Here is a 14,038-nt window from a genome sequence, read left to right on the forward strand (position 1 = left end):
GCTGGTCACTAATCGCCGTCGCTAATGGCCCATCGCTAATGGCACGTCGTCAGTCACCGAGGACGCCGAGGTCGGTCAACTGGTCGGCGAGCCCCGCCCCATGAGGTGCGTAGACCCAGGGAACCGAATTGGGCCGGTGCTTCTCGTCGTCCCTGCTGCGGCCACCGGCCAGCACAGCCTCGCTGGTCGACAATTGCCTGATCGCGATCGCCCTGATGCGCTCAGCGTGCTCATCGGCGAATTGGCCGTACAGCTCTTCGTCGTGCTGCCCGTCGTCCCCGACCAGCAACCACTTGATATCCGGGAACTCGGTGGCCAGGCGCTCGAGGGTGCTGGCCTTGTGGTCTCGCCCGCTGCGGAACCAACGATCGTGGGTCGGACCCCAATCGGTGAGGAGCAGCGGCCCGCTCGGGTACAGGTGCCGCTCCAGGAAGCGTGTCAGGGTGGGGGCAACATTCCAGGCGCCGGTCGACAGGTAGAACACCGGCGCGCCGGGGCTCAATTGCAACAGCCGCTCGTAGAGCACCGCCATTCCCGGTACCGGCCGGCGCGCGTGCTCATCGAGAACGAAGGTGTTCCAGGCGGCGAGCAACGGCCGGGGGAGTGCGGTCACCATCACGGTGTCATCGACATCTGAGATGAGGCCGAGCCGTGCAGCGGGGTCGACAATGAACACCGGGGCTTCAACCTGCTCGGAGCCGGCGGTCTGGATGGTCACGGTGTGCCATCCGGGGGCGAGGTCCACGCGCATGACGGTGTCCACCAGGCCACCGCGGTCGGTCATGACGGAATGCTCGACGTCGCCGGCGACGATGGTCACCTCGACGTCATCGAGGGGCACGGTGGCGAAGCTGCGCCAGCCGCGGATCTTCTTCGCGGACTTCTCCGACGGCTTCCGCGGCTTGTCCAGCAGCACGCGGCACATGATGCGCACCCAACCTGGGGCTCCGTAGCCGGTGTACGGCACGACGACCGGCTGGTGTCCACGCCGTCTGGCGATCAATTCCCGGAACTCATGGACGGCGTCGTCGATGCGGGCACCGAGGTGGAGCTTTACCTTGGCCGGCGCGTTCGCCTTCATCGGACTCCGGTTCTCGTGAGTCCCACCCGGCGTGCTCTCCATCGCGCCAGTCTTTCATGCTCCGGTTGACAGGTGCGCCCACGGGCCGCTCGGGAAGGCATTCTGACAGTTTGCCGAGACAAATCGTTAATGCTCAAAACACTCATGTTCGGCGCAGGTCACGGACTGTACAATTCGAGATGATCTACTCAGAGGGAGTCTCATTGGCGCAGCAAAATACCGGCGATTCACAGCCGGCTATCACCTCGAAGCTCCGAAATGAGCCGGTGCAGGCGCGGAGTACGGCGCGACTCACCAGGCTGCTCGACGCGGCCGCCGAGGTCATCGACGAGATCGGATTCGAGCGCCTGACCACCGCCATGGTCGCCGAACGTGCCGGCGCATCCATCGGCACGGTGTACCGCTATTTCCCCGACCGCATCGCGGTGCTCCAGAGCCTCAGCGTTCGCGCCACGGCTGTTTTCATCGACGAGGTGACCGCGACCCTTCGCAACGAGTCGCACTCCGACTGGTTGCAGGCGATGGACGCCGCCCTCGAACTGCTGCACGAGGCGTTCCGTAACAAGAGCGGCTTCCGCTCGTTGCGGTTCGGAGATGTCATCGACCTGCGAACGGATGAAGGTTCGACGACCAACAGCGCTGTCGTTGCCGACGCGATCGCCGGTGCGCTGGCATCGCGTTTCGAACTCAAGGCCGCAAATCTCGCCTTCACCATCGAAGTCGCCATGACCATGGCGGATGCCCTGCTGGCGCGCTCGTTCGCGGCGGGCTCCGCCAATACGGAGTTCAGCGCCGCAGCGAAGTCTGTTGCGCGCGGCTACCTGATCGAAGAGCTCGGCGCTCCCGACTGAGGCGTCGGGCGCCCGGCTGGCGCGTGAATGCCTGATGGCCAGTGTCTGACGCCCGGTGTCTGACGCCCGGCGACGAGTCGGCGGCCTTCGGGAATGACAGGGCCCACGTTTAGTGTTGACGCAAGGGGTAAGTCAACCCGCGTCGCAGCACCAGGCCTGTGTCCTCGAGATAAGGGAGCCGACCGAATGATCGAATTTCGCAACGTCTCGAAGACGTTCCCTGATGGCACAACGGCTGTTGACGACTTCAGCCTGGTCATACCCTCTCGCAAGACCACGGTGCTGGTCGGCTCATCCGGCTGTGGCAAGACGACCATCCTGAGAATGATCAACCGCATGGTGGAGCCGAGCGGCGGCGCCATCGAGATCGACGGCGAAGACGTGGCAACCCTCAACCCGGTGACGTTGCGGCGCCGCATCGGCTACGTCATGCAGAACTCCGGCCTTCTCCCGCACCGCAAGGTGATCGACAACGTCGCAACCGTTCCGCGGCTCGAAGGGGTGCCCCGCAAGCAGGCGAACGAGCGCGCACTCGAACTTCTCGACACCGTCGGGCTGTCTCGCGACCTCGCCGACCGGTATCCCAGTCAACTCTCCGGCGGACAACAGCAGCGGGTGGGGGTGGCCCGTGGCCTCGCCGTCGATCCGAACATCCTGCTGATGGACGAACCATTCGGGGCGGTCGACCCGATCGTGCGCGCCGATCTGCAGCAGGAGTTGCTGCGGCTTCAGCGCGAACTCGACAAGACGATCGTCTTCGTGACCCACGACATCGACGAGGCTTTCCTGCTCGGGCACCAGATCGTGATCCTGCAGAAGGGTGCCGGGATCGCCCAGCGAGGCACGCCGGCAGAGATCATGGCCGAGCCCGCGAACGACTTCGTCGCCACCTTCATCGGCGCCGACCGTGGAAAGCGCGCCCTCAGCATCCGCCGCACCGATGGGCGGGATGTTCTCGTCGACTCGGACGGCAGGCCGGCCGGCGTTCTGGTGGAGACGGCGAACGAGTGAACTGGGTCCTGGACAATCTCGGGCTCATCGGCGGGCTCACGCTCGAGCACGTTCGGCTCAGCATCTCGCCCATCGTGCTCGGGTTGGTCATCTCCCTGCCGCTCGGGTGGCTCGCCTATCGTTTCGCGCTGACCAAGGGGCTGGTGCTGACCCTGGCCGGCCTGCTGTACACGATCCCGTCTCTCGCGCTGTTCATCCTGCTCCCGCCGATACTCGGAATAAGCGCATTGAGTGAACTGAACGTGACCATCGCCCTGACCGTCTACGCGGTGGCGATCATGTCCCGCTCAGTGGCGGATGCGCTGGACTCGGTCGAAGAAGACGTCCGGCAGTCGGCCACAGCCCTCGGTTACTCGGCCTGGCGGCGGTTCTGGGCGGTAGAGCTGCCGCTGGCCGGTCCTGTAATCCTGGCGGGCCTGAGGGTGACCGCGGTGAGCACGGTGAGCCTGGTGACCGTCGGCATCCTGATCGGGGTGCAGAGCCTCGGGTACCTGTTCACCAATGGATTCCAGCGGCGAATCATGGAAGAAATTGCTGCCGGAGTCGTGATGACCGTCATCGTCGCGCTGCTGTTCGACGTCGCCCTCATGCTGCTCGGGCGCCTGGTGATGCCGTGGACCCGAACGGACGCTACGCGAGCGGGAACCAATGGTGCACGCCTTCGCCGCACCAGCGAACCGGCGGGGGTGTAGTCGTGGAGTTGTTCGCCGAAGCCCTGGCCTGGCTGTTCTCTCCGGAACGCCTCGAGGGCTCGGGCGCCCTCACCGTGCGAATCGGCGAGCACCTGTTCTTCACGGCGATCTCTGTGCTTTTCGCCGCCATCATCGCGATCCCGCTCGGTTATCTCATCGGTCACACCGGCAAGGGCCGCGAGATTGCGGTCGGGATCTCCGGTGCTGCCCGAGCGTTGCCGTCCTTCGGCCTGATCCTGCTGCTCGTCCTGCTGCTCGGGGTGCTGCAGGTGTCCTTCGCGTCGGTAGTCGCGTTCGTGCTCCTCGCGATTCCGTCCATCCTCGCCGGTGCGTACTCCGGCATCCAGGCCATCGACCGGAGCACCATCGACGCGGCGCGGGCGATCGGGATGACCGAGTGGCAGATCCTGCTGGGGGTCGAGATCCCGCTCGGGCTGCCGCTGCTCATCGGCGGCCTGCGAAACGGTGCCCTGCAGGTCGTGGCAACTGTGACCCTTGCGGCGTACGTGAACCTGGGCGGTCTCGGGTATGACATTCTTCAGGGCCTTCCGTTGCGCCGTTTCGACCAGATGCTCGGCAGCGCGATCGTGATCATGGTGCTTGCGCTGGTCATCGACGGGTTGTTCGGCCTCCTGCAGAAGCTTGCGGTGCCGCATGGAGTTACCGCAGGGCAACGACAAGAACTCCGTACGCCGCCAACCCGGCGGCGCGCGGTGATGGGAAGTTCCATCGAACCGGAAAGAGGATAGGAATGTTCACACTAAGGAACAAAGGCCGGCTCGCCATCGGCGCAGCCGTGGTCGGGGTGTCATTGGCCCTGTCAGGGTGCGCATCGGGTGACCCGCTAGACCCGGGTACGGATGCCGATGCTCCCGGCGACACGATTGTCGTCGGGTCACAGGCGTACTACTCGAACGAGATCATCGCCGAGATCTACGCCCAGGCATTGGAGGAAGCCGGATTCGAGGTGGAGCGCAAGTTCCAGATCGGGCAGCGCGATGCCTACATGCCGGCACTGGAAAGCGGGGAAGTCGATCTCTTCCCCGAATACACCGGAAACCTGCTGCAGTTCTACGATGAGGAGGCCACTGCCACCCAGAGTGACGAGGTATATGCAGAGCTCCAAGGCGTGCTCCCCGACGGGCTGACCGTGCTCGACCAGTCGCCGGCCACGGACCAGGACTCCTACAACGTCACGAAGGCATTCGCCGACGAGAACGGGCTCGCGAGTCTGGCCGACCTGGCCGACGTGAGTACCCCGCTGGTGCTGGGCGGTGCTCCCGAGCTTGAGGAACGGCCGTACGGGCCGTCCGGGCTTCTCGACGTCTATGGCGTAACTGTCGACTTCGAAGCCACGGGCGATACTACCGTGGACGCGCTTCTCCAGGGCGTGGTCAACATTGCCAATGTCTACAGCGCAGACCCGCGCATCCAGACCGAAGGCCTTGTCACCCTCGACGATCCCGAAGGGCTCTTCCTTGCGTCGAACGTGGTGCCATTGGTCAATGACGATGTGGCGGATGAGGTAGCCGATGTCATCAACGCGGTCAGTGCAGCGCTCACCGCAGAGGGCCTGGTGGCACTCAACGTGCAGAGCACGGTCGACCAGATGTCGTCAGGGGACATCGCAAAGCAGTGGCTGACCGAGAACGGCCTTATCGGCTAGCTGTACTCGCTAGCTGTTTTCGCTAGACCTTGATGCCGAGTCAGTCGTCGGTCTCCGTGACTTCGATTGGCTCGGCATCAATGGTGTTGGCGTCACCGTCGCCCCGATGAGTCATGTACCGGGCCTCGGTGCGCGCCAGTACCTTCTTCACCACCAGCACGATGATGGCGAAGAGAGCGAAGATGCCGGCGAATATGTAGCCGGCATAGTGCAGTCGCTCCGAAAGTTCCCGATAGCTTTCTGCGGCCGCCCACCCCACCGATGCGTACGCCGTGGCCCAGATGACGCAGGCGGGGACCGTCCACGCCAGGAACTTGCGGTAGCTCATGGTGCTCATCCCCACGGTGAGCGGGACGAGCGAATGGAGCACGGGGAGGAACCGTGAGATGAAGACGGCTATTCCGCCCCGGCGGTCCAGGTAGTTCTCTGCCCGCACCCAATGGTCTTCGCCCAGGCGTCGGCCGAGTCGGCTGGACTGGATTTTCGGACCGAAGTACCTGCCAAGCGCGAAGCCGACGCTTTCGCCCAGCAGTGAGCCCAGGACCACTGCCACGATGAGCGCAACGTATTCGACGACGTTGGCAATTCCGGTGCTCGCGACGATCACCACCGTGTCGCCCGGCACGATCAACCCGATCAGCACAGACGTCTCCAGCGCCATTGCGAGGGCCGCCAGCAGCGTGCGCAGAACAGGGTCCACTCCCTGCGCGGTGCTGAGAATCCAGCTCAGGATGTCGTCCACGGGTTAGAGCTTAATGAGCAGAGCGGGCAGGAAGGGGTTTTCTCAGCCGATCAAGACGTGCGCGCCATTGGCCCAGGCGGCCGGGTTCTTCAGCCGGCGAAGGGCCGTCGATCCAGGCGGTGACGATGCGGATGCCATGGAGTGCGCTGAGCGCCCACACCTCCAGGCCATCGAGATTCTCTGGCGGCACCGATTCGTAGTGGACCTCGACTCCCAACGCGGTCGCAAGGGCGATCACACTTCTGGCGGTGACGCTGTCGACGCGCTCCAGGTCGGGTGACGGTGCACACAGGACGTCGCCACGCCACCAGAGCATCGCGCTGTAGGCACCCTCAACGATGAAGCCTTCCGGCGACAGGATGATCGCCTCGTCTGCGCCCCGCTGCTGCGCCTGCGTTCTGGCGTGAAGTAGAGCCGCCGTGTCGGGTCCCTTGATGGTGGGCCGAGTGCGTGGATCGGGGCCGGTGAGGCTGGCCACCGTGACGGAAAGCCTGAGCCCAGGAGCGGGTCGCTGCCGCACCACCAGGGTGGGGGAGCCGCGGAGCAGTTGAAGCTCGACCCTGGGGAACTGGTCGTCGGACCGGGGCGTTGCCGCGAGGGCCGCGGACCAGAAGTCGCCGAGCCTCAGTTCAGCAGCCTGCTCTGGCAATTGCAGGTCAACGGCGGCGAAGAACCGGTCCCGGTGGAGGTCGATCGCCAGGGCTCGGCCGCTGCTGACCAGCCAGGAGTCGGCAGCAAGAATGCGGGTTTCACCCGGGTCGCAATACTCAAGCGGCGTGAGGTTGCCACCCTGCCAGCGGAACAATGCGGTCCCTGTCGTGCTCATAGAGTTAGGGTATGCGCGTTCTGTCCTACCCGGTGACCGACCGACTGCAGCCGAGCGTTGTCTTCGAGGCTGTCTACGGCACCGAGCAGTACGCCGTCTGGCTCGACAGCGGAAGGCATGCCGCGGCCGGCATGAGTGTCATGGGGACGGCTGCCCGCCGGGTGCAAGCCTCAGTTGCCGAGCACACAGTGACCCTTGATGGTGTCACGCGAAGCGGAACAATCTTCGAATTCCTGGAAGCGGACCTCGGGCGCCACGGTGTGGCAGAGCATCCGGGATTCGCTCTCGGCTGGGTGGGCTGGCTCGGCTACGAATTGCGAGCCCAAACGATGCAGGTAAAGCTGAGCGGCCAGTCACGGCACCCGGATGCCGCGCTCGTGTTCCTCGACCGCTGCATCGTCTTCGACCACGAGTCCGGGTCTGTGGCGCTGAAGGCCCTCGGGGATTCCTGGGACGGAGAACTGCTTGCCTGGCGGGATCAGGTCGTGGGCAGTCTCGCCGAGTTGGCCGGAGGTGGCGAGCGGCACCATCCAGTCCAGGAACAGGCGCAGGCGCCGTCCCCACCGCCCATTGTCGAATGGGCTCACTCCGATGACGAGTACCTGGGCATGATCCGCCAGTGCCAGGACGCGATCACCGCCGGGGATGCCTACCAGCTGTGCCTGACCACTCAAGCGAGCGTGGGAGCGAAGCCGGACCCACTGGCGACCTACCTGGCGCTGAGGGAGTCGAGCCCGACGCACCACGGGGCATACCTGCGGATGGGCGACGTGTCGGTGCTGAGCTCGTCGCCGGAACAGTTCATCTCGGTTTCGCCGTCCGGTGAGGTGCAGACCAGTCCCATCAAGGGCACCCGTCGCCGCGGGGAGAGCGCGGAGGACGACGCCCGCCTGAGGGAGGAGCTGCTCGCCAGCGACAAGGAACGCGCCGAGAACCTGATGATCGTCGACCTGATGCGCAACGACATCGGCCGCATCGCGACGGTCGGGTCAGTGCGGGTGTCCAGCCTGCTCACCGTGGAGAGCTATGCCCAGGTGCACCAATTGGTCAGCACCGTTCGCGGAGACCTCGCGGCCGGGGTAAGCGGTGTCGACGCGGTCGTGTCCTGCTTCCCGGCCGGATCCATGACGGGTGCGCCGAAGCGCAGCGCGACCGAGATCCTCGACCGGTTGGAGGGGCGTCCGCGGGGCATCTACTCCGGTGTGCTCGGGTACTTCGGACTGGACGGGCGGATCGACCTCTCCATGGTCATCCGGACCATCGTCATCGATAGGGAAGGTGCGACCGTGGGAGCCGGGGGCGGGATCACGGCGCTTTCCGTTCCGGAGGAAGAGCTCGACGAGGTGTACCTGAAGGCGGCTGCCCTGCTCGAGGTGCTCGGGGTGGGCCGCTCCGTTCGGTAATCTGGAGGCTGGCCATCGCGCGAGAAGAATTCTCGGGCGGTGCACCCTCCCACCCGCAACGAATTGAGTGACCCCGTGGCATCAGAGCATCTGACATCAAAGCGCCTGACACCAGAGCACGGCGACGACGCCGAATACGACGTCGCCCGCATCCAGCAGAAGTGGCAGGCCGTCTGGGATGAACTCAAGCCGTTCGCGGCCGGCGGCGACGACGACGACCGCCCGCGCAAATACATCCTGGACATGTTCCCGTACCCGTCGGGCGACCTGCACATGGGTCACGCGGAGGCGTACGCGCTGGGCGACGTGATTGCACGCTACTGGCGGCAGCAGGGCTTCAACGTGCTGCACCCGATCGGCTGGGACTCGTTCGGGCTGCCGGCGGAGAATGCTGCCATCAAACGGGGAATCGACCCGCGCGGCTGGACCTACGAGAACATCGAACAGCAGAAGCGCAGCATGAAGCTGTACGCCGCATCCTTCGACTGGGACCGGGTGCTCCACACCAGCGACCCCGAGTATTACAAGTGGAACCAGTGGCTGTTCCTGAAGATGTTCGAGAAGGGCCTCGCCTATCGCAAGGACAGCTGGGTCAACTGGTGCCCGAACGACCAGACAGTGCTGGCCAACGAGCAGGTCGTCGACGGCCGTTGCGAACGGTGCGGGTTCCTGGCCGAGAAGAAGAAGCTCACCCAGTGGTACCTGAAGATCACCGACTACGCCGACCGGCTGCTGGACGACCTCAACCAGCTGGAGGGAACCTGGCCGTCGAAGGTCATCAGCATGCAGCGCAACTGGATCGGGCGCTCGCGCGGTGCGGATGTCGACTTCGAGATCGAGGGCAGGGCAGAGCCGATCTCCGTGTTCACCACCCGACCGGACACCCTGTACGGGGCAACCTTCATGGTGGTGGCCCCCGACTCGGAGTTCGCAGCCGAACTGGTCGAAGGAGCATCCGCTGAGGTGAAGGCCGCATTCGCCGCGTACCTCACCGAGGTTCAGAAGAAGACCGAAATCGACAGGCAGGATGCCACGCGGGAGAAGACTGGCGTCTTCCTTGAGCGGTACGCCGTCAACCCGGTCAATGGGGAGCGCCTGCCGATCTGGGTCGCCGACTACGTGCTGGCCGACTACGGCCATGGCGCTGTCATGGCGGTGCCGGCACATGACCAGCGCGACCTGGACTTCGCCCGCAAATTCGGCCTGCCGGTGCGCGTGGTAGTCGACACGAACGCCCCGATCACCGGCACGATCCCCGTGCTCGAGACCGACCCAGAGACCGGCGAGGCCATCCTTCCGGACGAGCTTCCTCCGCTCGACCCGGTGTCCACCGGCATCGCGCTGTCGGGTGAGGGGCGGATGACCAACTCCGGCCCCCTGGACGGGCTCAGCAAGTCTCATGCCATCAGCCGGATCATCGAACAACTGGAGAAAGACGGACGCGGTCGCTCGTCCAAGCACTACCGCCTCCGCGACTGGTTGATCTCGCGCCAGCGCTACTGGGGGACGCCGATCCCGATCATCCACGGCGAGAACGGGGAGCTGATTCCGGTACCGGAGGATCAGCTGCCCGTTACCCTCCCGCCGAGCGAGGGCCTCGACCTGAAGCCGAAGGGCTCGTCACCGCTGGGAGCTGCCGCCGATTGGGTGAACGTGCCCAACCCGAACGACGGCACCCCGGCCAGGCGCGACCCGGACACCATGGACACCTTCGTCGATTCGTCGTGGTACTTCCTGAGGTTCCTGAATCCTCACGATGACACCCAGGCGTTCGACCCTGCGGCGGCCGACCGGTGGGCGCCGGTCGACCAGTACGTAGGCGGCGTGACGCACGCCATCCTTCACCTGCTCTACGCCCGGTTCATCACCAAGGTGCTGTACGACCTGGGCTACGTCTCGTTCACCGAGCCGTTCAGCGCACTGCTCAATCAGGGAATGGTTCTCATGGACGGCAGCGCCATGAGCAAGTCCAAGGGCAACATCGTGCAGCTGAGCGAGCAGCTCGACGAGCATGGCGTGGATGCCGTGCGGCTCACCATGGCATTCGCCGGCCCTCCGGAAGACGACATCGACTGGGCGGACGTCTCCCCACACGCATCCGCGAAGTTCATCGCCCGCGCATGGAGGCTCTCCGGCGATGTCACCAGCAAGCCCGGAGTGGACTGGAGCACCGGCGACGAGTCGCTGCGCCGGGTGACCCACCGGTTCCTCGCCGAGGCGCCGGCGCTGACCGAGTCCTTCAAGTTCAACGTCGTGGTCGCCCGCATCATGGAGTTGGTGAACGCCACCCGCAAGGCGATCGATGGCGGCGTCGGCGGCGGCGATCCCGCCGTTCGGGAGGCGACCGAGACGGTCGCGCTCGCCCTCAGCCTGTTCTCGCCCTATGTGGCGGAGGAGATGTGGGAGCGCCTGGGTTACCCGGCGCCGGTCGCGTTGGCCGGTTGGCGCAAGGCCGACCCGGTGCTGCTGGTGGAGACCTCGGTCACCGCGATCGTGCAGGTCGACGGGAAGGTGCGTGACCGCCTCGAGGTGAGTCCCAGCATCGACCCGGCTGAGCTGGAAGCCCTGGCACGGGCGTCGGATGCTGTTCAGCGCGCGGTCGGCGATCGCACCATCACCGGAGTCACCGTCCGCGCTCCGCGGGTGGTGAGCCTGTCGACCAAGTAGGGGAGGTAGGGCCACCGGAAGACCGGTAGTCCTCCATTGCCCGCACGGTGCGGTTCTGTGCACAGAGACGCGCCGATGGCCTTCTGGTCGGAATGCGGCTGGTTAGCGTCGTGGGATGAGCACCCCCCGCTCGGGCACCCCCGGCTCCCTGAGCACCCGCCGCCCCCTGAGCCTGTCGAAGGGTGCGGTCTTCGTTCTCCTCCTGATCGCGATCGCGATCGCCGTCCTGATCTCCGCGCTCGGCTCCCACGGAACGTCGGAACCCGTCGGCACGGTGCGTTCAGCATCCGCTCCTGAGCGGATGCAGGCGACCATCTATGTGCACCTGCTGGGGGAAGTCGCCACCCCGGGGTTGTACCAATTGCCGGAGGGCTCCCGTGCGGTGGATGCTGTGGCCGCGGCCGGCGGCTTCATCGAGGGTGCTGATCGGACCAGCCTCAACCTGGCCCGCATCCTGTCCGATGGCGAGCAGGTGTACGTGCCGAAGGAGGGCGAGGCGCCGCTCGCCCAGCCGGGTGCGATCGGCGCTTTCGGCGGCAAGGTCAACCTGAACACCGCCGACGCGGCGGCACTCGAGACGCTTCCGCGGGTGGGACCGGCGATGGCGGCGCGCATCATCGCCTGGCGAGCCGCCAACGGGCGATTCGCGGCGGTGGAAGACCTCAAGAGCGTGAGCGGCATCGGTGACAAGACCTTTGAGGCCATGCGCGACCTCATCACGATATGAAGGCGGATGCACGGCTGGCGATCCCTGCGGCCGTCGGGTGGGGCGTCCTGGCGATCGTCATTGCCACGCCGGCAGCACTTCCCTGGACAGCGGGCGGATGCTGGTTGGTGGCCGTTCTCGCGCTGCTGGCGACGCCATCGTTGCCGGTTCGACTGCGTGGGGTCACCCTCAGCGTTGTGCTCGGGTCGACGCTGGCGGCCCTGATGCTCACCTCAGCGGCAATCTCCGCGCCCAGCCGGTGGCCGAAGCCGCTGGTCGATGCTGTCGGCAGCGGCGGGGTGGTCCGGGCTGTTGCCAGCACGACGCAGGCGACGGACAACGGTGACGGCAGGTTCACCGCAATGCTGATGAGCGGCACGGTGGCGGGTACGGCGTTCACCGCCTCGGTTCCTGTGCTGGTCTTCGGTGCAGCCGAAACTCCGGTCGGTATTGGGGCTGAGCTGCGATTGACTGGAACTCTGGGCCAGGCAGACGACGCCGGGAATGTGGCCTTCCTGTTCTTCCTGACCGATGACGCGTCAGTGGAGCGCGGACCACCGTGGCTCCTCAGGGCGACCGGTAGCCTGCGCGACGGATTCCGCGACCTGGCAACGTCGCTGCCAGGCGATGGCGGTGACCTGCTTCCTGGCTTGGCCATCGGCGACACTGGCGCGGTCACCGAGTCCCTGGACTCCGCCATGAAGGCGTCATCACTCAGCCACCTCACCGCCGTCTCCGGAGCGAACTGTGCCGTAATCATCGCGCTGATCGTCTTCGGCGGTTCGGCGATCGGGCTTCCACGCTCGGTGCGTATCGGCGCAGCGTTGGTAGTACTCGCCGGATTCGTCGTGCTGGTGACGCCGGAGCCCAGCGTGCTGCGAGCATCCGTCATGGCGGCGCTGGTGCTTGCCGGTCTCGCCTCCGGCCGGCCGCTGAGCGGGCTGCCTGTTCTCGGTCTTGCGGTCACCGTGCTGCTGGTGATGGACCCCTGGCTGGCACGCAATTTCGGCTTCGTCCTTTCGGTCTGCGCCACCGCGGGACTGCTCCTCTTTGCCGCGCCGCTGGCTCGTGCACTCTCCCGGTGGTTGCCACTGCCGCTCGCGCTGCTGGTGGCGGTACCCGCTGCGGCGCAGCTGGCCTGCCAGCCGGTGCTCATCCTGCTCACACCCTCGATTCCGACCTACGGGGTGCTGGCGAATATCCTCGCGGCGCCGGCAGCACCAGTGGCGACCGTACTCGGGTTGATCGCCTGCGTGACCTCCCCGGTGTTCGCTCCACTCGCCGCCGTGATCGCCCAGGTGGCATGGCTTCCGTCGGCCTGGATCGCCGCTGTGGCGTTGTTCTTCAGCGCGCTGCCCGGTGCGAACCTGCCCTGGCTCTCGGGCGCTGCCGGGGTGGCGTTGTGCCTGCTGGCTGGGACGCTCGCCTTGCTGGTGTGGTTGCTGCCGGCCGGCCGGTCGGGGAGGGGGCGAGCCGCCGCATCCGCCGGCCTGGTGCTGCTGGTCGTCGCATATGTGGGCGTTGCGGGAGGCGAACAACTGCGCCGCCGCGTGGCACCGCCCGCGGACTGGGTCGTCGCGGCCTGCGATGTCGGCCAGGGCGATGCGATGCTGGTGCGCAGCTCCGGGCAGGTGGCGCTGATCGACACCGGGCCGGAGCTGGCGCTCCTCGACGAGTGCCTGTCGACTCTGGGCGTTGCCCACATCGATGTGCTGGTGCTCACGCACTTCGATCTCGACCATGTCGGCGGGTCCATGGCGGTGACCGGTCGAGTCGATCGTGTGCTGGTCGGCCCGAGCGCCGGCCAGGACGATGATCGCGTCGTGCAGCAATTGGCGGATGCCGGCGCGGCCGTCGAGCAGGTGGCAGGCGGTAATACGGGGACGCTGGGGGAGCTGCGGTGGGACGTCCTGTGGCCGCCGGCACGACTGGGCGGCATCGAACCGGGCAACGACGCCAGCGTAGTTCTGCAGTTCACGCCGGCATCCGGATGCGAGCACGGCTGCTTCACCGGCGTATTCCTCGGCGACCTGGGCGAGGAGTCGCAGGGGCGGATGCTCGGAGCAGCCAACCTCGGCGGAGCCGGTCTGGCCGGGGTCGACCTGGTGAAGGTCTCGCACCACGGTTCGCGGGACCAGAACAGTCGGCTCTACGAGACGCTGCGCGCAACCGTCGGCCTGATCGGCGTCGGTGCTGACAACGACTACGGTCATCCGACCGAACAGACGCTCGACCTCCTCGGCGCGACCGGCACGGAGGTGGTGCGCACCGACCGCTCAGGGCTGGCACTGATCTCCTTGCGGGGCGGGGAACTCGTCCTGTGGACCGAGCACGACAGTACCAATACGGGCAGTGCTGATTCGAGCGGTGTCGGCGCACCAGAATAGGCTGGG

12 protein-coding genes are annotated in these 14,038 nt (G+C 66.1%); 9 read left to right on the forward strand and 3 right to left on the reverse strand.

Annotation, left to right across the window (positions count from 1 at the left end; genetic code table 11):
* Positions 1-49: 49 nt before the first annotated feature.
* On the reverse strand, positions 50-1,123 hold the full coding sequence (locus ACX3PH_RS07510; RefSeq protein WP_459091002.1) for an App1 family protein: 1,074 nt from the start codon (positions 1,121-1,123) through the stop codon (positions 50-52).
* A gap of 137 nt (positions 1,124-1,260) precedes the next feature.
* On the opposite strand from ACX3PH_RS07510, the gene ACX3PH_RS07515 reads away from it, so the two are divergent.
* The 5 genes from ACX3PH_RS07515 (at position 1,261) to ACX3PH_RS07535 (ending at position 5,301) form a co-directional block, all read left to right on the forward strand.
* Entirely contained in the window at positions 1,261-1,932 is a 672-nt protein-coding gene (locus ACX3PH_RS07515) for a TetR/AcrR family transcriptional regulator (RefSeq protein WP_459091004.1), read from the forward strand.
* 186 nt (positions 1,933-2,118) lie between these two features.
* Entirely contained in the window at positions 2,119-2,943 is an 825-nt protein-coding gene (locus tag ACX3PH_RS07520) for an ABC transporter ATP-binding protein (RefSeq protein WP_459091006.1), read from the forward strand.
* The gene (locus ACX3PH_RS07525) at positions 2,940-3,635 is read left to right on the forward strand and encodes an ABC transporter permease (protein ID WP_459091008.1); all 696 of its coding nucleotides are present in this window, start codon (positions 2,940-2,942) and stop codon (positions 3,633-3,635) included. The genes ACX3PH_RS07520 and ACX3PH_RS07525 overlap by 4 nt, the downstream gene beginning before the upstream one ends.
* Before the next feature lie 2 nt (positions 3,636-3,637).
* On the forward strand, positions 3,638-4,384 hold the full coding sequence (locus ACX3PH_RS07530) for an ABC transporter permease (RefSeq protein ID WP_459091010.1): 747 nt from the start codon (positions 3,638-3,640) through the stop codon (positions 4,382-4,384).
* 2 nt (positions 4,385-4,386) lie between these two features.
* Positions 4,387-5,301 (forward strand): ABC transporter substrate-binding protein, encoded by a 915-nt coding sequence (locus ACX3PH_RS07535; protein WP_459091012.1) that lies wholly within the window; start codon positions 4,387-4,389, stop codon positions 5,299-5,301.
* A 40-nt stretch (positions 5,302-5,341) separates the two neighbouring features.
* On the opposite strand, the gene ACX3PH_RS07540 is transcribed toward ACX3PH_RS07535, so the two are convergent.
* Positions 5,342-6,043: a DedA family protein gene (locus ACX3PH_RS07540; protein ID WP_459091014.1), complete on the reverse strand. Its 702-nt coding sequence runs from the start codon at positions 6,041-6,043 to the stop codon at positions 5,342-5,344.
* Between the two features lie 10 nt (positions 6,044-6,053).
* A complete protein-coding gene (locus ACX3PH_RS07545) occupies positions 6,054-6,869 on the reverse strand; it encodes an aminotransferase class IV (protein ID WP_459091016.1) in 816 nt (271 codons plus the stop codon).
* An 11-nt stretch (positions 6,870-6,880) separates the two neighbouring features.
* On the opposite strand from ACX3PH_RS07545, the gene pabB reads away from it, so the two are divergent.
* From pabB to ACX3PH_RS07565, 4 genes are all read left to right on the forward strand, one after another.
* Complete coding sequence (gene pabB / locus ACX3PH_RS07550; RefSeq protein WP_459091018.1) at positions 6,881-8,272, forward strand: aminodeoxychorismate synthase component I; 1,392 nt, start codon at positions 6,881-6,883, stop codon at positions 8,270-8,272.
* A gap of 75 nt (positions 8,273-8,347) precedes the next feature.
* Positions 8,348-10,939, forward strand: coding sequence for a leucine--tRNA ligase (leuS, locus tag ACX3PH_RS07555; protein ID WP_459091020.1), 2,592 nt, complete (start codon positions 8,348-8,350; stop codon positions 10,937-10,939).
* 115 nt (positions 10,940-11,054) lie between these two features.
* A complete protein-coding gene (locus tag ACX3PH_RS07560; protein WP_459091022.1) occupies positions 11,055-11,666 on the forward strand; it encodes a helix-hairpin-helix domain-containing protein in 612 nt (203 codons plus the stop codon).
* Entirely contained in the window at positions 11,663-14,032 is a 2,370-nt protein-coding gene (locus tag ACX3PH_RS07565) for a ComEC/Rec2 family competence protein (RefSeq protein WP_459091024.1), read from the forward strand. The genes ACX3PH_RS07560 and ACX3PH_RS07565 overlap by 4 nt, the downstream gene beginning before the upstream one ends.
* Positions 14,033-14,038: the final 6 nt, after the last annotated feature.

It is taken from the genome of Homoserinimonas sp. A520, from assembly GCF_054489245.1.

Bases quoted from the DNA above. Each gene is read 5' to 3' on its own strand.
- ACX3PH_RS07510 (WP_459091002.1), bottom strand. From the start codon at position 1,123: ATGGAGAGCACGCCGGGTGGGACTCACGAGAACCGGAGTCCGATGAAG.
- ACX3PH_RS07515 (WP_459091004.1), top strand. From the start codon at position 1,261: ATGATCTACTCAGAGGGAGTCTCATTGGCGCAGCAAAATACCGGCGAT.
- ACX3PH_RS07520 (WP_459091006.1), top strand. From the start codon at position 2,119: ATGATCGAATTTCGCAACGTCTCGAAGACGTTCCCTGATGGCACAACG.
- ACX3PH_RS07535 (WP_459091012.1), top strand. From the start codon at position 4,387: ATGTTCACACTAAGGAACAAAGGCCGGCTCGCCATCGGCGCAGCCGTG.
- ACX3PH_RS07545 (WP_459091016.1), bottom strand. From the start codon at position 6,869: ATGAGCACGACAGGGACCGCATTGTTCCGCTGGCAGGGTGGCAACCTC.
- pabB (WP_459091018.1), top strand. From the start codon at position 6,881: ATGCGCGTTCTGTCCTACCCGGTGACCGACCGACTGCAGCCGAGCGTT.
- ACX3PH_RS07560 (WP_459091022.1), top strand. From the start codon at position 11,055: ATGAGCACCCCCCGCTCGGGCACCCCCGGCTCCCTGAGCACCCGCCGC.
- ACX3PH_RS07565 (WP_459091024.1), top strand. From the start codon at position 11,663: ATGAAGGCGGATGCACGGCTGGCGATCCCTGCGGCCGTCGGGTGGGGC.